At 59.2% G+C, this 18645-nt stretch carries 16 protein-coding genes and 1 pseudogene; 5 read left to right on the top strand and 12 right to left on the bottom strand.

Annotated elements, in window-relative coordinates; genetic code table 11:
- Nucleotides 1-56 precede the first annotated feature (56 nt).
- From BLW50_RS01570 to BLW50_RS01560, 3 genes are all read right to left on the bottom strand, one after another.
- The gene (locus tag BLW50_RS01570) at nucleotides 57-1088 is read right to left on the bottom strand and encodes an ABC transporter substrate-binding protein (RefSeq protein ID WP_244544429.1); all 1032 of its coding nucleotides are present in this window, start codon (nucleotides 1086-1088) and stop codon (nucleotides 57-59) included.
- Between the two features lie 157 nt (nucleotides 1089-1245).
- A complete protein-coding gene (locus BLW50_RS01565) occupies nucleotides 1246-2106 on the bottom strand; it encodes a hypothetical protein (RefSeq protein WP_090696531.1) in 861 nt (286 codons plus the stop codon).
- 140 nt (nucleotides 2107-2246) lie between these two features.
- On the bottom strand, nucleotides 2247-3011 hold the full coding sequence (locus BLW50_RS01560) for a GntR family transcriptional regulator (protein WP_090696529.1): 765 nt from the start codon (nucleotides 3009-3011) through the stop codon (nucleotides 2247-2249).
- Between the two features lie 237 nt (nucleotides 3012-3248).
- On the opposite strand from BLW50_RS01560, the gene BLW50_RS01555 reads away from it, so the two are divergent.
- Nucleotides 3249-4334: an aromatic ring-hydroxylating dioxygenase subunit alpha gene (locus BLW50_RS01555; protein WP_090696526.1), complete on the top strand. Its 1086-nt coding sequence runs from the start codon at nucleotides 3249-3251 to the stop codon at nucleotides 4332-4334.
- A gap of 207 nt (nucleotides 4335-4541) precedes the next feature.
- Here the strand turns inward: BLW50_RS01555 and BLW50_RS01550 are convergent, their stop codons facing one another.
- The 6 genes from BLW50_RS01550 to BLW50_RS01525 all read right to left on the bottom strand — a co-directional run bounded on the left by BLW50_RS01550 (nucleotide 4542) and on the right by BLW50_RS01525 (nucleotide 10039).
- Nucleotides 4542-5312 carry an ABC transporter ATP-binding protein gene (locus BLW50_RS01550; protein WP_210186014.1) on the bottom strand — a complete coding sequence of 257 codons (771 nt, stop codon included), beginning with the start codon at nucleotides 5310-5312 and terminating at the stop codon, nucleotides 4542-4544.
- Entirely contained in the window at nucleotides 5297-6091 is a 795-nt protein-coding gene (locus BLW50_RS01545; RefSeq protein ID WP_090696524.1) for an ABC transporter permease, read from the bottom strand. The genes BLW50_RS01550 and BLW50_RS01545 overlap by 16 nt, the downstream gene beginning before the upstream one ends.
- A 4-nt stretch (nucleotides 6092-6095) precedes the next feature.
- A complete protein-coding gene (locus BLW50_RS01540; RefSeq protein WP_090696521.1) occupies nucleotides 6096-6959 on the bottom strand; it encodes an ABC transporter permease in 864 nt (287 codons plus the stop codon).
- Nucleotides 6960-7001: 42 nt separating this feature from the next.
- Entirely contained in the window at nucleotides 7002-8063 is a 1062-nt protein-coding gene (locus tag BLW50_RS01535; protein WP_090696518.1) for an ABC transporter substrate-binding protein, read from the bottom strand.
- A gap of 63 nt (nucleotides 8064-8126) precedes the next feature.
- The gene (locus tag BLW50_RS01530; RefSeq protein WP_090696515.1) at nucleotides 8127-8411 is read right to left on the bottom strand and encodes a 4Fe-4S dicluster domain-containing protein; all 285 of its coding nucleotides are present in this window, start codon (nucleotides 8409-8411) and stop codon (nucleotides 8127-8129) included.
- Nucleotides 8408-10039, bottom strand: a complete 1632-nt coding sequence (locus BLW50_RS01525) for an FAD-dependent oxidoreductase (protein ID WP_090696512.1) — start codon at nucleotides 10037-10039, stop codon at nucleotides 8408-8410. Before BLW50_RS01525 ends, BLW50_RS01530 begins: the two co-directional genes overlap by 4 nt.
- 303 nt (nucleotides 10040-10342) lie before the next feature.
- On the opposite strand from BLW50_RS01525, the pseudogene BLW50_RS01520 reads away from it, so the two are divergent.
- Nucleotides 10343-11121 (top strand): annotated as a pseudogene (locus BLW50_RS01520) (phytanoyl-CoA dioxygenase family protein).
- 52 nt (nucleotides 11122-11173) lie between these two features.
- On the opposite strand, the gene BLW50_RS01515 reads toward BLW50_RS01520, so the two are convergent.
- Both BLW50_RS01515 and BLW50_RS01510 read right to left on the bottom strand, forming a co-directional pair.
- Entirely contained in the window at nucleotides 11174-12463 is a 1290-nt protein-coding gene (locus BLW50_RS01515) for an MFS transporter (RefSeq protein ID WP_090696509.1), read from the bottom strand.
- A 146-nt stretch (nucleotides 12464-12609) separates the two neighbouring features.
- The gene (locus BLW50_RS01510; protein WP_090696507.1) at nucleotides 12610-14127 is read right to left on the bottom strand and encodes a 4-hydroxyphenylacetate 3-hydroxylase family protein; all 1518 of its coding nucleotides are present in this window, start codon (nucleotides 14125-14127) and stop codon (nucleotides 12610-12612) included.
- A 256-nt stretch (nucleotides 14128-14383) separates the two neighbouring features.
- On the opposite strand from BLW50_RS01510, the gene BLW50_RS01505 reads away from it, so the two are divergent.
- Nucleotides 14384-14923, top strand: a complete 540-nt coding sequence (locus BLW50_RS01505) for a MarR family winged helix-turn-helix transcriptional regulator (protein WP_139267417.1) — start codon at nucleotides 14384-14386, stop codon at nucleotides 14921-14923.
- 23 nt (nucleotides 14924-14946) lie between these two features.
- On the opposite strand, the gene BLW50_RS01500 is transcribed toward BLW50_RS01505, so the two are convergent.
- On the bottom strand, nucleotides 14947-15471 hold the full coding sequence (locus BLW50_RS01500) for a flavin reductase family protein (protein WP_090696500.1): 525 nt from the start codon (nucleotides 15469-15471) through the stop codon (nucleotides 14947-14949).
- Between the two features lie 344 nt (nucleotides 15472-15815).
- Between BLW50_RS01500 and BLW50_RS01495 the strand changes: the two genes are divergently transcribed.
- Nucleotides 15816-17078 carry an HlyD family secretion protein gene (locus tag BLW50_RS01495; RefSeq protein ID WP_090708545.1) on the top strand — a complete coding sequence of 421 codons (1263 nt, stop codon included), beginning with the start codon at nucleotides 15816-15818 and terminating at the stop codon, nucleotides 17076-17078.
- Entirely contained in the window at nucleotides 17071-18612 is a 1542-nt protein-coding gene (locus BLW50_RS01490; protein WP_090696497.1) for a DHA2 family efflux MFS transporter permease subunit, read from the top strand. Before BLW50_RS01495 ends, BLW50_RS01490 begins: the two co-directional genes overlap by 8 nt.
- Nucleotides 18613-18645 lie beyond the last annotated feature (33 nt).

Raw genomic sequence — 18645 nt, 5'->3', positions numbered from 1 at the left:
GACAATCTCATCCAGTTCGCGGAAACGCCGTGCAGCTATGCAGATACTTCATCCTCTTATCGTGCGTCCGTTGTCGCGGCATCGAAGTAGGAGCGATCGATCAGCCCGTTGACGTCGAGCTTCTGGTCTATAAAGCTGGCATCGAACAAAATATCCTGCTGCTTGTTCAAGGCCTCGACATTAGGCAGAAGCTTCGGATCGCGAGCATATTCGCGCATATTCAGATAGACATCTGGCGGCAGCGGCACCAGTTTGGCATCCAACAATGCCTGCCGCGCCTCTTTCAGATGCGAGTCGTAATAAGTGGACGTCGCGATTAGATCCTGCGCGAAGGCTTGAATGGCTTTGCGATTCGCGCGGGCAAAGTCATTGCGCACCAGAACGACAATAAGGTCTTCGTCAAAAGGCACGCCGGTTTTTGAGGTGAACAGCACGCGCAGTTCGTCCTTGCGCAGCTCGTTGGTCGCAAAAATCTCCGGCAGCGGCCCGGTGGTGATTTTACCAGCCCTGATCGCTTCGATCATCGCAGGGAAAGGAACGACGCTCCAGGTCACATCCCTGTCAGGGTTGAGGCCACCCGTTTTCAGCGCCTGGCGTGCCCATAGTTCCACACCGGTGCGATAGCCGATAATGCCGATATTCTTGCCCTTCATCTCAGCGATCGTGGCCGGCCCATCTTTACGAACGAGAAAATAGGTCTTCGCGGCCGCGTTGGATTCACGGCTCAGCGTCGCGATGATCTTCATGTCGAGGCCCTTCGTGGCCGCCGTGATCGCCGCATTAGCATTGGTGGTGATGATATCAGCCTGTCCGGCCTCAAAAGCCTTGAACGCCATGTCCGAAGCACGGAACTGCGTCCATTGCACTTTGTAGGACTTGTTTATTTCTGGCGATAGTTCTGGCTTGGCAATCATCAGCCACAAATTGTCTTCCGCAGCGGTCTGTCGCCCGAAGCGAATGAGCGTTGGCTCTTGCGCCTGGCTGGGCAGAGGCACACTGCATATCAATGAGGCAGCCAACATCAAAAAGGCAGCACGCGGACCGATCATCGAAAATCCTCCAAGCAAGCCGAACCTGACAGCAGCCACAGCGGCCAAAATTGTCATACAAAAAGATTGTCAGACAATAAAATAAGCGTCAAGCGCCAGCTCCACTTTTGACGCGGAGGCAACCGACAAAAAGCAACCGCCGCCTCGCAAGCGAAGCGGCGGCATAGTTGAAACAGACTTTGAAGGAGGATGAGCGTTACTTGTTCGCCAACTTCATCGCCTTGCCGGTCGCCAATTCCAGCACCGAGCCATCGTCCAGATTGATGCGATAGATTTCGCGCAATACATTTCCGGCGAAGGCGAGTTCAACGATCGAAACCGTGCGGAAGGTGGTCTTGATGCCGTCAGGCAGAACCTGATTGAAGTTCTTCGCGGTCTCGTTCATCGCCGCCTGAATAGCAGGCGTGAAGGGCGCCATGCTGTAGACGAGGGTGTTATGCGGATTGTGCGACGTCGTCGCCTTGCCGTCCTGAATGATATTAACGCCACTCACGCCCATGGTTTTAACGAGGTTCTTCGCGGCCTCACCCATCTTGGCATAGACAGGACCCGTGACGCGCGGCAGCGGGCCGTCACGCAGCGGCGCCAGGGCCGCCGTGGCGGTGACGCTGAAGGCCATCATCTTCTCGTAGTCCTGGCCTTCCTTGACGATTCCCAGATCAAGCCACCAGGGCCGGCCAGCGTCTTTTGCCGCCTCGGTTGTATAGAAAGTCTTCAATGTCACATCGAGCCGGCCCGGCAAGGCCGGCAGGGCTTTCAGCATTTTCTCCGGCGTCGTCGGATCCGCATTGTGGATGTGGACGACGGTGACATGGGGAATGTTGAACATCTGCGCTTCGGTCGACAAACCGGCATTCAGCAGATCCTCACGCAGCATACCGCCGATCGTCGAGGCAAGCTTTTCATTGACCGCTTCCGGTAGGGTATAGACGAGGCCGAATGTACGCGCGTGCTTGCGGAAGTCAGGACTGTCGAGCGCGCTGTTATCGATGGTCTGCGCGCCGGCGGCAAACGTTCCGACAAGAATAATGGCGCTGGTCAAAATAGCTTTCAGCATGGCACTTCCCCTTTTTCGTGGTCGATCATCGGCACATGCCGGGGAATTGTGACGACTGAATTACGTCATCCAATGTGCAAGGTATCACGATCCAACGCGCTTAAAAAACACATCGGTAATTCTACCGGGGCGGGAGATAGCTAGAGCGGCTCTTGCGCTTTGCTCTTACGCGGCCGTCGCGCACGCTTCTCGACCACCTCTTGCGGTTCAAGCCGCGCGATTGGCGAACGACGATTGTCCGTGCCACGCAAGGACATGCTGTACATCTGATTGTAGACATGTTCGCGGAACAAGTTTTCCGCCCGCGCCCCTTCCCCGGCCACAATCGCATCGACGATCTGATGATGTTGGCGATGGGAATACCAAAGCGCGTCATACATTTCATCAAGACCGAGCCGATCGAAGGCGATCATCTCAGGTGAAGCGAAGGGGATGCGGTTCAACGTCTCAAGCAGTCCTTTGACGATGGACAGATGGGCCGCATCGACAATCGCATCATGGAATGCCCGATTCATCTCGCCATAAGCGCGCTCGTCCGCCGCCACCAAGTGACGCTTGGCAAAGATCGCATCGCCCTGCGCTAGCAGAACTTGCAGATGCGCCAACGTGTCAGCATCGACACCGCGCTGCGCCAGCGCATGGGCCGCATAGCCCTCCAGCAAACCACGGACGTTGACCCCTTCCGCGATCTCGGCCTTGGTGAACGCCCGCACGGCAAAGCCGCGCGCGCCCGCGGCTACCAGCAAGCCTTCCTTGGCCAGCACCGGCAACGCCTGGCGCACCGGCGTCCGCGAGAGACCTAGGAGCGCCGCGACATGCGCTTCCGGCACCCGTTGGCCCGGCGCCAGATCGCCCTGCAAGATCATGTCCCGCAGCCGCTGCAAAACATCTGCTTCCTGCTTCATAGGCCCTCGAATTGGATCCCGAGCATGCTTCCCACTCCGAAGGCGGACAACAGCATGGCTGTACTGGATACCGTAACTTACAGAAAGGACCAAGGAAAACCGACCTACCGTCATCTCGGCGCGCGATTTGGGATACAAAAATTGGAAAACTCCGCCTTTAAAGCGAATAAATCGCATTGACGGGATCCCAAATTCAATCTAATTGGGATCCCAACTGCACAACGAGGGAGCCCGATCATGATCAGCACGACAGCCCCGCAACGTCAGCACGCCGATCACACCACCCCACTCATCCGCAACGCCTGGTACATCGCAGGCCTATCGAGTGAGACCGGACGCGATCTGCTGCCGCGCACCTTGCTTGAGACCCGCGTGGTGCTGTTCCGTAAGCGCGACGGCTCGATCTCGGCCCTGCATGATCGCTGCCCGCACCGGTCTTTCCCGTTATCAAAGAGCCGGCTCGAAGACGACACGATCGTCTGCGGCTACCACGGCATTACCTATGATGGCAGCGGCCGTTGCCTGCATGTGCCAAGCGCCCCCAGTGCCGGCGCCAACATCAAGATCCGGCACTTTCCGGTCATTGAAACAGCGCCGCTGGTCTGGATCTGGATGGGCGATGCCGAAAAGGCCGATCCCGCGTTGATCCCCGATTTCAGCTTCCTCTCGGATCCCAATTGGAAGACGGTCTCCGGTTCGTTCAGCATGCGCTCCAACTATGTCGCCATGCATGAGAACCTGCTCGACCAAACCCATTTCACCTTCCTGCATGCAGGTTCCGTCGGCACACCAGAATGGGCGACCTCGCCTTTGGAAGTCAGCCAGAACGGCGACAGCGTCTCCCTGCGCCGAGAGCTGAAGAACTCGCTCCCCCCCGGCATTTACGGCACGCCCATGAAGCTCGAAGGCCGCATGGTCGATCGTTTGTCAGAAGCCTCGTTCTTTGGCCCAGCCGGTCATTTGGCACTGGCCAAGATCACCGTGTCCGAACCCGTCGCCAATGAACGTGAGGAATTCCGCGTCAACATTCTGCACGTCTTCACGCCGGAGACGCAGAACACCCTGCATTATTGGTGGTTCAACAGTCGTGACTTCGGCCTCGACGACGAAGCGGCCAGCAAATTCCTCTACGAGGCCTCCCATGCGGCCTATGTCGAAGACGTCGACGCCCTGGGTTGGATCTCCGAGATCGTCACCACAGAGAGCGATGACTATCGCGAGTTCAGCTTCCGCAGCGATCGGCCTGGTCTGATGATGCGTCAGGTGTTGAGCCGGCTGGCGGCGCAGGAACAGGTGCAGCCGACCGCTGTTGCTGCGGAGTAATATCCGCCTGGGCGAGATCGGCGCGCGGCCACAAGCCTCTGATCGCCCGCGCCGCCGAGGAACCAAAAGGCGATGCGACCATGTCGGCCGCATCTTCGGGAAACGCCAGCCGGATCTGACGCTCCAATTCCCAATCGGCCTGCAACGCTTGCCTGTCATACCAGATCTTCACCACGTCGCTCAGGCGATGCAGCAGCTCCGGTATTGTCATTCGAGGCTCGCCAAAATCTGCTCGCGCAGCGTCACGAGACGCACGTCGGTGCGCTTGCGCGGGCGTGGCAGATCGATATCGACAATCGACTGGATACGCCCCGGACGTGGCTCCATCACCACTACCCGACTGGAGAGATAGACCGCCTCCTCCACGTCATGGGTCACCATGACGATGGTGATGCCTTCCGTCTCCCACAACCGCACCAACTCATTCTGCAGGCGCGTGCGTGTGAGGGAATCGAGCGCCCCGAGCGGTTCGTCGAGCAGCAGAATGCGCGGGCGTGGCGCCAAAGCCCGGGCAATCGCCGCGCGTTGCGACATCCCGCCAGAAAGTTGATAGGGCTTGGCCCTGTCGAACCCCGTGAGCCCGACCAGCGCAATGAGTTCGGAAACGCGCGCGTCCTGCTCCTGCGGCGACAGGCCGGACTTATGCAGACTGAGCCCGATGTTCTCACGCACGGTGAGCCAAGGCAAAAGCCGATGATCCTGGAAGACGATGCCGCGCGACAGCGACGGGCGTTCCACCCGCGCGCCGTAAACGGCCACATCCCCTTCATCAGGCACATCAAGGGCCGCCAGCATGCGCAGCAATGTGGACTTGCCGCAGCCGCTTGGGCCGAGCAAAGTCAGAAACTCACCGTCCTCGACAGTGAGAGATACCCGGTCGAGCGCCTGCACGCGATGATCATCCACCGCGAACCATTTCGAGAGTTGATGAATCTCGACGCCTGCTTCCGCCGCGCCAATGGTTACTGCCGATGCCACGGGAAAACCTTTCTTGATGACCACGAGACGAGACGATCAAGCGCCAACCCGACCAGCGCCAGCGAGATCACGCCGATGAGAATACGATCCATGCGGGCGTATTCGCGCGCCTGTGCCAGATAGGCGCCAAGCCCATCGCCCATGCCGTTGATATAGCCGGTGCCAATCAGATATTCGGCGCCGATCGTCCCAAGCCAGGCGATATTGAGACCCAGCTCAAGGCCGGTAATGATGGCTGGCGCGGCGGCAGGCAAAATGATCTTGCGCACTTCCTGGCGGCGCGACAATTCCAGAACCTGCCCCACCTCCAGATAGTGCCGGCTGACGTTAGCGCAGGCGACAGCCGTGGCAAGCACCACCGGAAAAAACGCACCGAGCGAGATCAACGTCACTTTCATCGCTTCGCCATTGCCGAGCCAGGCGCTGAGCAGCGGAATCCAGGCGAAGAGCGCCACCTGACGAACACTGTCGATGGTCGGCGACAGCAGGCGATCAACCGGGCGCCAAAGCCCGATGGCCAAACCGACCGCAAGCCCGGCACCGGCCCCGACAAGAAAGCCAGTGATGGCGCGTGCCAAAGTCGCGGCGATCGCTGCCGGCAAGAAGCCGCTCGCCGTGTCTTTCACCACCGCCGAGGCGAATGCTTCAGGTGAGGTGAATGTCCCCGTATCGCCGGCTCCGCGCACCAGGCTATAAGCGCCCCAGACCGCGACCAGCGCCAGCGGCACAACAAGCGGACGCCAGGACCAAGATGTCAGGCTGGACTGCTGCGTGGCCATGATTTCACGCCGCCGCGTGCAACGACCATTGGGCCGTGCGCCGTTCGAACCAAAGGATGCCCCGATCAAACAACAAGCCAACGAGGCCGATGACGAGGATGGTGGCGAAGACCACGTCGAGCTGAAAAGATTTACGGCCCCACATCATCAGATAGCCGATGCCAGCGGCGGACGAGATCATTTCGACCAGGATTAGTACCTTCCAGCCCTTGCTCACCGCCTGACGCAAGCCCGTGGCGATCGAGGGCAGCAGAGCCGGCAAAAGAATTTTGCGGAGATAGTCGGTGCGCTTGAGCTCCAGGCAGCGGGCGATATCATCATATTTCGACGGCATCGTCCTAATGGCGTGATAGGGCCCAACCATCAATGGCAGGAAGCATGTCTTGGCAATGAGGACCACTTTCAATGTTTCATCAATGCCGAACATCAGCATGAAAAACGGCAGCCAGCCGAGCGATGGCACCAGAAAAACGGCTCGCACCGAGGCACCAAGATAGTCATCCGCTTGATGCGAGAGCCCCAGAGCAACACCTGTCGCAAGCCCAAGACCAGCGCCGATAGCAATGCCGGCGGCCAGACGCAGCATGCTCACCCCGAGTTCATAAGGCAGATCACCACTAATCAGGAACTCACTCAGAGTCGTCCAGACCAGAGATGGTGCCGGCAGGATCTGCGGTGCCAACAGTTCGAGCCGAACAGCAAGCGACCAGAGCGCCAGGATGGCGATGGGCACAACCAACCCGACAGCCACAGCGCCGAGCCAACGACTACGGCGATAGATTGCGCCGACGGCAGCAAAGCCATCACGCCCAGAAAACTGAAACGAGGAGGAAGGTCGACGACGGCCGGCTTCGGCAAAGATAGTCATGTCACACCTTGATCGATACAGGGGTTCAGCCGCGAGGCGAGATCAGCTCGCCGGTTTGCCGTTCGCGTCATAAGCCGACCAGAAGCCTTCGTAACCAAGCTGCTTGATGGCCTTGTCAAGATAGGAGCGATCGATCCAATCTTCCGGCTTGAAGCCCTTGCGCACCAGTTTGGCACCGAGCGTGAAATCAACGCCGTCCTTGACGCTAGAGACGAAATATTCATCTAGCAGCGGGTTGAGGCGCTCGCGCAGATCGTCTCCGCCGTAGTCTTTGACGAAAGCCGCGCGCGGCGTGCCAGTGAGAGCCCAGATATCGTAAAGCTCATTACGATTGGCATCGTCGGAAGCGAAACGCGCCGCGCGTGTGAAGGCTGTAACGACACGCTGGGTCGTCTCAGGATATTTCTTGGCGAAATCCTCGCTGACCGTGAAGACACCGAAGCTCGTACCAGGATCCCGCGTACCCTTGGTCGAATAGATCACTTTGCCAAGCCCCCGATCGACCAGATCGAGAACGGTGTTGTTACCGACGACCGCGTCGATATAGCCGGCGGTGAAAGCCGACACTTGATCGGCGGTCTGCAAATCAAAGATCTGCAAATCACGTTCCTTCAAGCTCGTCGTCGACAGAATGCGGTTGAGCGACCACTCAAAGATTGTACCGCGCTGCAGGGAAATTTTCTTATCCTTGAGATCGGCTATGCCCGCGATCGGCGTATCCTTGCGCGCCACCACGTAGACCGGTGCGACACCGTAAGAGCCGATCGCCTTGGTCCGCAGGCCCGCTCCACGCCCAACGATACTGGGCAGGCTGCCGTAAGTCGCGAAATCAAGCTGGCCATTGGCGAAGGCCTCGTTGATGGCTGGTCCCGTTCCGCGCGGAAACTGCCATTCGATATTCACGCCGTCAGCCTTAAACTCTTCTTCCAAGACTTTCTTAGCGCGCACGACACCGAGAACATTGGTGCCATAGGGCTGGCCAGCGGCATTCCCCGGCCCCGCCAGACGAATAACGGAAGGCAGCGTTTCCGCTTTGACCGAGATGATAGAAACGATGGCGGCGATGAACGCCAAACCAAACGACTTACGAAAAAATCTGGGCATATGAGACCTCGAAATTGAGTTGCACGTAGACGAGCGATCAACGCTCCGCGCTTCGAGAGAAAATCAGACCGGCGATGCGTTTCGCGACCAACCGATGGCGCGCCTGTAGCTGCCAATGACATTGCCGGCCTTAAGTGCGGCGAGATCGACAGCAACAGCTCTGTCCGCATTGGGCGCGACATACATCGCATCTTCCGGACACCACGCCTCGCACATGTAGCAAGTCTGACAATCAGCCTGCCGCGCGATAACGGGAACATCCGCCGTCGTATCAAACACATTGGTGGGACACGCGTGCACGCAAATATTGCAACCGGTGCAGCGCTCCTTGTCGATCACCTCAATCATTCGGCCGCCTCCAGAACGCGGGCCGGCTGCTGCAAATCGCGCCGTGTCCACACGTCGGAGAGACCGCCCGAACGTACATAATAGCGCGGCCCGGCATCCTGCTGCGGACGATCGACGCGACGCGCCATGCCGCGGCTTTCATCGCGTTCCAAGGCGCTGCGATACATCCAGCGCGCTGTCGCCACCATGGCCGCGGCCTGGCGCGACTGCACCACGTTCAAAACATTAGCTTGGTCAGCGCCTTCTACCTTGCCCCACAAACGGTTGAGCCGTTCGAGCGAATGTTTCAGGCCGAGTTCGCTGCGGAAGTAGTTCCGGTCATAGGGGAAGACTTCGTCTTGCACCGCCTGCACCACGTCGAGGGGATCATAGGCGCGCTTGGCCTGCTCAACGAGAGCAGCTTTGCCGGCTCTGATCACCTTCGTCGGCTGCCCCAGCACCCGACGCGTCCGCCCATGGCTCGCGGCGCCCGCGCCGGCCCAATAACCTGACGACATCGCCCAGGCTGCGTTGTGGCTGCCGCCACCCGTGAAAGCACCGCAGATCAGTTCGCGGGTCGCCGCATCGCCAGCCGCATAGAGGCCTTCGACGCTGGTGGCGCAGCTCTCGTCAACAAGGCGCAGACCACCCGTGCCGCGCACCGTACCTTCGAGCCGCAACGTGACCGGAAAACGATCCGTGAACGGATTGATGCCGGAGCGATCAAGCGGCAGAAAGAAATTCGGCTGCGCCAGACGCATTGCTTGCTGCGTTGCCGCATCGACATCTTTCAAAAGTGCGTAAACCGGCCCGCTCATCAACCAGCGCGCAATGATCGAACGCCCGCCCTTCGACTGCGCGCCGGGGATCGGATCGCCGTTGGCGTCCGTGAATTCGGCGAAATCATAAAAACGCGTCTTCGTCACCGAACCTTCGGCCAGCGACATCGCGTAAGCATTGGAGAATTCCATGCCCGATAGCTCGGCGCCCACTTCGGCGCCCATCAGCAGACCATCGCCGGTGAGCACATTGCAACCCAGCGCTTTCGAAAGGAAGGCACAACCGCCTGTGGCCAGCACCACCGCACCAGCATGCACATTCCACCGCTCACCCGATTGCTGAAAAAGACCACTCGCGCCGACGACCGCGCCGCCCTCGTCCTGCAACAGCTCAAGCGCCGGGCTATGATCGAGAATCTTGACCCCAGCCTGCTTGGTCCGCTTGCGCATCAGACGCATATATTCTGGGCCCATCACCGAGCCGTAGCGCTGAAAGCCGGCCGCGTCATCCCGGAACGGATAGCCCCACTGGGCGAGCTGACCGACGTTGTCAAAGGTCTGGTCGAGCGTGCGCGCCATCCAGCGGCGATCCTGCAGATAGCCGCCAAGCACTTCACGCGAGGCCATGGCGGCTTCGCGCTTGGCCGCATCAGGCTGCACATACCAGACGCCCGTGCCGGAAGGGGCCGTGGCGCCCGACGTGCCGCAGAACCCTTTGTCGGCGAGCACGACACCGGCGCCACGCTGAGCAGCGCTGATCGCTGCCCAAGTCCCCGCCGGCCCGCCGCCTAGAACCAGAACATCGGCGCGGAACTCCCGCACCCCACCACCACTCGCAATCTCTTCCGGTCGCCGAACCTGTGCTGACATGGCTTCACCTCATTCACATAAGATAAAAACTATTTAGTCCATAAAAATTGTCAACTAATAATTCATGGAGCCTATTTGTGGTGTTATTTCAGATACTAATATCGGAAATTACTACCGCGCGAAGCCGTTATTCGGTCCAGCAATGATGCTTCGTAGCCAGAATCCACTCGTCCGGCTAAGAAGACTCCATCATGATATTCTCCTTCTCCCTCCCCTTGCGCTGACGCCCCGCGAGCCTGCGGCTCGCCGAGGAAGCCAGTACCAACGTCGCCAAAAATGACCGGCGCATCCGGAGCAAAAATCATGACCAACAAACACGTCGCCCCTCCCCTCAGCGAGATGCAGGTTGAGCAATTCATCGCCGATGGCTTTATCCGCATCGACGACGCTTTCCCCCGCCCCGTCGCCGAAGAGGCACGCGCTTTACTCTGGCGCGACACCGGCTGTGATCCCGACCGACGGGAGACGTGGACGAAACCCGTAGTGCGCCTCGGCATGTACGGCCAGCAACCATTCCTGCGTGCGGCCAACATGCCGACCCTGCACCAGGCTTTCGATCAACTCATCGGCCCAGGGCAGTGGCTGCCGTGCCGAAGCATGGGCACATTTCCCATACGTTTTCCCTCACATGACGACCCAGGCGATACGGGCTGGCACGTCGATGTGAGCTTTGGCTTCGAAGACAGCGCCGACTTCATGTCCTGGCGCGTCAATCTTTCATCCAGGGGCCGTGCCCTATTGATGCTGTTCCTGTTCTCCGATGTCGGTGAGAATGCCGCTCCGACGCGCATACGTCTTGGCTCTCACCGCGATATCGCACGGCGATTGGCCCTAACCGGGGATGAAGGGCTGACTTTACACGAGCTCGCAGCCGATGGCTTTGAGTCTTCTGCTCATCGGCAAATCGTTCTGGCGACGGGTGAAACTGGGACAGTTTACCTCCGCCACCCCTTCCTCGTGCATGCGGCGCAACCTCATATGGACATGAGCCGCGCTTTCTCGCTCAACCACCTTTGCTGCCGCGCGGGCCATTGGCGCCCGAATGCCCCGTCGCTCGCGCCATCAAAGCGGCGCTTGCATAACGAATTACGCACGGCGGACGCGATCATCTGATCCGTCCACCGTGCGTTTTGCTTAGTAGCGGCGCACCAGCGGCAGCATCGCCAAGGAGCCGAGCAGCGTCGCGCCGACCAAGACCATCAGGCCGGCATTGAACGTGCCAGTCGAGGCGATCAACATGCCCATTACCAGGGGCGAAAGCGCGCCGATGATGTTGCCGATGCCGTTGAACATGCCGACACCTGAAGCGATCGCCCGAGGCGGCAAGATCTGCAGCGACAAGGCGAAGAGCGGCGGCAGCGCGGCGCCCCAGAAGAAGGCGCTGACAGCGATGAGCAGAGCCGCCCTCTGCGCATCGGAGACGACCGAGACCGCATACATCGAGATGCCCGCCATGAAGAGGCCGACGAAACAGACAATGGCGCGCCGGCCAAGCCGATCCGACAAAATTGCCGCCAGCACCTCACCGAGAAACATCATGAAGAACGGCAGGAAGGAATAGAAACCAGTCTGCCGCGGATCGAAGCCACGTTCACGGATCAAATAGCTCGGCAGCCAGCTGTTGAGACCCCAAAGATAGATCAGCGCCGCCGAATTGAAGATCACCAGCATCCAGAAGCGCCAATCGCGGCAGAACAAACCGACCTGGGACAGATAGGACGATTGCGCTTCGGGCTGAGCCTGCGCCACCGGCTTTGGTACCGGCGCCATCGTCGGTGCATCGCGCAACACAAATAGAACCAGCGGCAGGATGACCGCCAGATTGAGCGCGGCCAGCAGATAGAAAGCCGTGCGCCAGCCGTAGACGGTTTCCAGATAGATCATCAGCGGAAAGCCGATGGCAGAACCAAGTGGGCTGCCGACCATCCAGATCGAATTGGCCCGCGCCTGTTCGCGTCGCGGAAACCAGCGCTTCACCAGCGAATTGGTGATGGAAAATTGCGGGCCTTCGGCGACGCCGAGCAGAATGCGCAAGGTGAGCATGGCGGTGAATGAACCGGCACCACCCATCAGCGCCATCAACACGCCCCAACAGGCGGTGCCAATCGCCAGTGAACGGCGCAAGCCGTAAATGTCGCCGACAAAACTCAGCAGCACACCAGAGCAGCCATAAGCGAAAACGAAAGATGTCATCAGAAGGCCGAGCAAGGTTGGGTTGAAACCCGTGCCCATGGCGTTCTGAAAATCGGTGTTGGTGAACAGGACCGCGACACTGATGCGATCGAAGAAAGCGGAGAGAACAGCGAGGAAGAGAATAAAGGCGATCGCCCAACGCTTTTTGGTGGGCTTCACGTCCGTTGCGTCGGTCATCGAGACCGTTGCAGCACGCATTGAACCGGACTGAATGGAATTATCAACACTCATCTACGCCCCCATTCCCTGAAAAGAATTTCTTGTCGCGAAGCAGATCGACACTCGCCGCGGCCCCAGAGCGACTTGCGTCGGCGATGGCACATGATGCCATCGCCAGCGTTGCAAAGACCGGGCCATGAGAAGGGCCCGCGTCAACATCACGCGTCGAGCGCAGGCAGCGCGAGCGCCGCGTCAACCAACCGTCCGGCGCGCGGGAAGTCATAAGCGCGGAACATATTCATCTTCACCAAGTAAGACGCGCCGCCGTAGAACTTCTCATACTGCTGGTGACGATTGCCGAACTCGGAACCGATGAAATCCCACGCCAACCGCATCAAACGCACACGATCGCGCGCGCTCATATTGCCAGAGACGAAATAACGATCGAGATCGGGCTGTGCTTCCGGATTGTCGAAATCCTTGGCGGAAGACGGCAGCGTGATCATGGCCGCGCCCGTAAGTTCGCGCACGATATCGATCATATGCGGATTGATCTGCGACTGGAGCGCCATCACCGCATAAAGCGCTGTCTTGGACGGCCAGAGAACGCCATCCTCATCGATCGGCGCATCGATTTCATGCGAATGCAGCATGTGATCGACGATCGACGCATAGGCAGCCAGTTCGCCCATCTCGGCCTGAACCGGCGGCGCGGCATCGTTACCCGTCGCTTCGTTCATGCGCTTGGCAAGGCCCAGCAGAAAGCGCAGCTTGGTGGCATAGCGGGCCTGCGCCTGGTGATTGCCGTAGGAATGCGATGGCGTCTGCCACCATTGGCCAAAACAAAGCTCGGTGTTGCGATAGATGAACACCCGCTCCCAGGGAATGAACACGTCGTCGAGCACAACAAAACAGTCTGTCTCATCGAAGCGGCTGGTGAGCGGATAATCTTCGGCGCTCGTTGCCTGCAACGGAAAGGCGCGGCGCGAAAACAGTTTCACGCCCGGCGCATCGAGCGGCAGCGCGACGCTGATCGCATAATTCTCGTCGCCTGCCCGCAGCGGATGAATACAGCTCAATTGCAAATAGTCGGCGAAGACCGCGCCGGTGGCGAGCTGCTGGCCGCCGCGCACGATAATGCCCGCATCTGTTTCCTTGACGACACCGGCATAGAGCGTCGGATCGCTTTGCTGATGCGCTGGCTTGCTGCGGTCGATCTGCGGCGGCACGATCGCATAGGCCACATATTTATGCTCGTCGCGGATGTGCTTATAAAAATTCACCACATTGTCGGCGAACTGCTGACCACCGCGAGCGAAGAACGCCGGCTTGGCTGCGTAGCCGGCAAAGAAATTAGCGACATGATCGGGCGTGCGTCCCATCAGGCCGAAGGTCTGCTCGGCCCAGCCTTCCGCCGCCAAACGCTTGGCGCGCAGATCTGCATGGGTTTTCGGAATTTGAAAGCAGCGCCAGACCGGAGCGCCGGTGTCTGGCGAAATGTAGGTCATACGCTCGCGATTCTCAGGCGCCGCAGCATAGTCGAAGAGACGGGCCACGGTGCGCGCGCCGTTGCGGAAAGCCGGATGATTGGCCGGATCGCTCACGCGCTCGCCTTCGACGAAAATGGTGCGCTTGCTCGCCTTCAGATCCGAGAGGAAACTTTCACCGCTGCGCAGCGGTATCGCGGTGGCGAGCTTGGCCTGCTGTTTCAGCTGGCCGGCTGCATTCGCATTCATGTCTCGTCTCCATCTGCTTGTTGTTTGTTGGCCTCCGCGGGGAAGCACGAGCGGCCCCAAGCGTCTGGCTACGTCATAATAGCTACAAAATATAGCTACAAAATATAGCTACAAAATATAGCTACATTTTGTAGGTGTCAATCGGTGTTGCGCGTTTCCCTAAGACTCAGTCATTGATCACTGTGCCTTGCTCTCTGCGAGGGATGTGATCGATTTGGGCAGCCTGCCCGGCTGCACTGTGCTGAAACGAGAGAAAATGTCCGTCAAAGCCTACAAGCCGCCGCTCACCATTTCGCGCAACGACTATCTGCGCAACGGCTCCGACCGGCTTTTCCGCGAGAGCATCTATGCGATGGTCCAATGCACCGGCCGCCTGCTCTCCTGCCGCGACGCTTTTGGCAACGACCTGTCACTGACAGCAAGCCAGTTCGCCGTATTGATGGGCGTTGCCTATCGCCAGAACGCCGAAGGTGTCACGATCAAGGAACTGGCCGAGCATGTCGCCCTCGCCTCCACCCATGTCACCACTGAAGTCGGCCGGCTCGAACGCAAAGGCCTGCTGGTGAAGCGGCAGAATGTTTCGGACCGACGCAGTGTGCATGTATCGCTGTCGCCAGACGGCGAACAAGCCATCGCCCATGTGGCGCCGTTGGTCCGCCTGGTGAACGACACTTTGTTCGAAGGCATCGACCCGGCAGCGCTGGAAACCGCTAGACAAGTGGCCCGCCAGCTCATTCTCAATTCAGACGAAGCGCTGGCCAAAGTGCGCCGCCGCAAACGAGAGGCACGCGGCTAGTCTTCAACTCATTTGGCCTGATCTCACCAGCCGTGCAGCCATAGATCCGCATCGGCCGGCGTTTCGATCGGCTGATCGGTTTGCAGCCGGCGATAGCGTCCGCTGAAAAACAACAACGGCGATCCTTCATTGCACCGGAATGAGGTTACGCGACCGACAACGATGTCGTGGTCGCCACCTTCATGAATGACCTGGGTGTCGCAAAAGAAGCTGACCAAGCCATCAGCGATATAAGGCGTGCCCGTATCGCTGCGCGCCGGCGTAATGCCAGCCCATTTGTCGGACCCGCCGCGCGCGAAACGATTCGACAATTCGTTTTGATCCTCGCGCAGCACCGTCACGGCGAATGCACTGGCTTTCGTCCACAGGCCATGCGCCATCGCCGAACGCGCCAAGCTGAACAGAACCAACGGCGGTGCCAGCGACACTGAGTTGAAGGAACTCACCGTGGTGCCGAGCAAAGTGCCCTCGACCTCGGCGGTGACGATGGCCACGCCAGTGCCAAACAGGCCCAGCGCATTGCGGAAATCACGGTCCGAAAAACTCATCTGACACTCCTGCACGCCGGGAGGCTTGCAACCTTCCACATCGAGCGATTCTGAAATGAAGGTGAAATATCACATCGCAATCTGTCAAGCCGAGGAAGAAGCTTTCGCTCAATACACTGATATTTATGATATTTCTAAGATGTAAGCATTCACCAGCGCAATGCACAATGGCTAAGCCTCTGCCTTGAAAAAAACAAAACGATACGGTATCGTTCTAAGATAATTCGCCAGAAGCGAGTGAGCGGGCCATTGCGGCCATACCCGCGCTCGGACGGATTGGACCGACCCGACACGATTAAGGGTTGCCAGTGGTCGGCCTGGAAAAAGAAATAAAGGGACTTTCCATGTCTACGACGGGCCTCGATTCCAGCGACCAAACCACGGCCGAAATCACCAATATTCGCCAGCTGCGCACCGCTCATACCGCGCCTGGACCTGTAACCGACGAGATCACGCCGCCGGAAACCAAAGCACGGCCGGATGATCTGATGCCTGCCACTCCACCTCCGGCTGAAGAACCTCCTGTCAAAGAGACCGAAGCGCCGAAAGGTTCAATGACGCGGCGCGTACTGTTCGCCCTTCTCCCCGTGATGCTTGTCGCCGGCGGCTATTTCTACGTCACCGGCGGCGCCACCATGTCGACGGACAACGCCTATGTGCAGGCCGACACCGTCGGCATCACCACCGACGTTTCCGGCATCGTCCGCGAAGTGACCGTGCACGACAATCAGAAAGTCGCCAAGAACGACATTCTCTTCAAGCTCGACGACCAGCAGTTCAAACTGGCCTTGGACCGCACGCAGGCGCAACTCGATATGACGCGCAACAATCTGCACGCCTTGCAGACTAATTATCGCGATCTGCAAGCGCAGGTGGAACAGGCGAAGAAAGACGTCGACTTCAACACAGCCAATTTTAACCGCCAGCAGCAACTGCTGACCAACAGCTTCACGCCCCGGGCGACTTTCGATGCCTCTCGCAACACCTTACAGACTTCGCAGCAGAAGCTTGCTTCTCTGCAGCAACAGCTCGCTGGTGTTGCCGCCAATCTAAACGACACGCCCGATGCACAGGTCGAGACCCTGCCCAGCTACAAGGAAGCCTTGGCGGCCCGTGACGAAGCCGCCCGGCAGCTCGCTCACACGGTCGTGCATGCGCCGTTCAACGGGATCGTCACCAACGTTCCTTCGCTGCAACCCGGCCAATATCTGACTGCCGCGACGACAGCCTTCAACATCGTCTCCACCGACCACGTCTGGGTCACAGCCAATCCGAAAGAAACCGAGCTGACCTATGTGCAGCCCGGCCAGAAGGTGACGGTCGATGTCGACACCTATCCGGGCAAAACATGGACCGGCACGGTCGACAGCATCAGCCCAGCTTCGGCCGCGAGCTTCTCGCTGCTGCCGGCGGAAAATACCAGCGGTAACTGGGTCAAGGTCGTCCAGCGCATTCCCATGCGTATACGTATCGAAACGCCGGCCGATGCACCGCCCCTGCGCATTGGCATGAGCGTCCAAGTCAATGTCGAAACCGGCCATAGCCGTGGCCTGCCGAATTTCTTGACCAGCTGGTTCCACACGTCGACAGGAGCGAGCAATGGCTAGCGCCGCCGCCAGCGCGCCCATTGCCAACCGCGCGGCGATCACGGCGTGCTTGATCCTCTCGGTGGTGATGCAGGCTCTGGACACCACCATTGCCAACGTGGCCCTGCCCTATATGCAAGGCAGCGTGTCGGCGAGCGCCGACCAGATCAACTGGGTGCTGACCTCCTATATCGTTGCTGCGGCGATCATGACCCCGCCGTCGGGCTTTCTCGCCAGCCGGTTCGGCCGCAAAAACGTTCTGATGGTGGCCATCGCCGGCTTCGTCATTGCGTCCATGCTGTGCGGCATGTCGCAATCGCTGTTTCAGATCGTCGGCGCCCGTCTGCTGCAAGGTTTCTTCGGTGCGGCGCTGGTCCCCATATCGCAATCGATCCTGCTCGATATCTATTCGGAGGAAGAGCGCGGTTCGGCGATGGCACTGTTTGGTGTTTCGGTCATGGTCGGCCCCGTGCTTGGCCCGGTGATCGGCGGCTGGTTGACGGAAAACATCAGCTGGCGCTGGGTGTTTTATATCAATTTGCCGATCGGCATTATGGCGCTGGCCGGCGTCTGGTTCTTCATCAGCGAAACCAAGGCCAATGCGCAGACCAAGCTCGACTGGATTGGCTTTGGCAGCCTAAGTATCGCCATTGCTGCCTTACAGGTCTTTCTCGATCGCGGCTCGCAGCTCGACTGGTTCTCGTCCTTCGAGATCGTCTTTGAAGCAACCGTCTGCGCCGCGGCGTTCTATATCTTCCTGGTTCACACGTTTACGGTCAAAACCGGCTCGTTCGTCAATCCGCGCCTCTTCCTCGACCGCAATTTTACGCTGGGCATGCTGTATATCTTCGTTGTCGGCCTCACCTACTACGCCTCGATGTCGCTGATGACGCCCTATCTGCAGACCCTCATGGGGTATCCGGTGGTGACCGCCGGCCTCGTGATGGGCCCCCGTGGCCTGGGCACCATGCTCTGCATGTTCGTGGTCGGTCGCCTTGTCGGCAAGGTTGATATCAGGCTGTTGCTCCTGACCGGCCTGTTGCTCACCGCCTGGGCGATGTACGACATGAGCGGATGGACACCAGCCGTCTCGCAATGGACGGTGATCGTAACTGGCTTCGTGCAGGGCGCCGGCCTCGGCTTTCTCTTTGTCCCGCTCTCGGTCGTGACTTTCGCCACGATCTCGCCTGAGCAGCGTGGCGACGCCACCGGCCTCTACAATCTGTCGCGTAACATCGGCTCGAGCATCGGCATATCGGTTCTTTCCTATCTGCTGGTGCGCAACAACCAGATCAATCACGCGACCATTGGCGCCCATGTCACCGCCACGAATCCGGCGTTCCACAATAGTACCGTGTTGCACTACCTGAGCCCGTGGACAGCAGGCGGGCGCGCGGCTCTGGACCAGCTGGTTCAGCAGCAGGCCGCCGTCATCAGCTATATCGATGACTTCAAACTGATGATGGTCCTGACCTTGGCAGTCGCCCCCCTCCTCTTGTTGCTGCGCACGGCTCAGAATTCCGGTGGAAATGACCACGCAGCTGTGATGGACTAAATAACTGCGCTGTCGCAAGCGCAAGAAAATGGA

This window comes from Beijerinckia sp. 28-YEA-48 (genome assembly GCF_900104955.1).
Lineage (GTDB): Bacteria > Pseudomonadota > Alphaproteobacteria > Rhizobiales > Beijerinckiaceae > Terripilifer.
The sequence above is the reverse complement of the archived record's forward strand: the minus strand, read 5'-3'. Positions and strand labels throughout refer to the sequence as shown.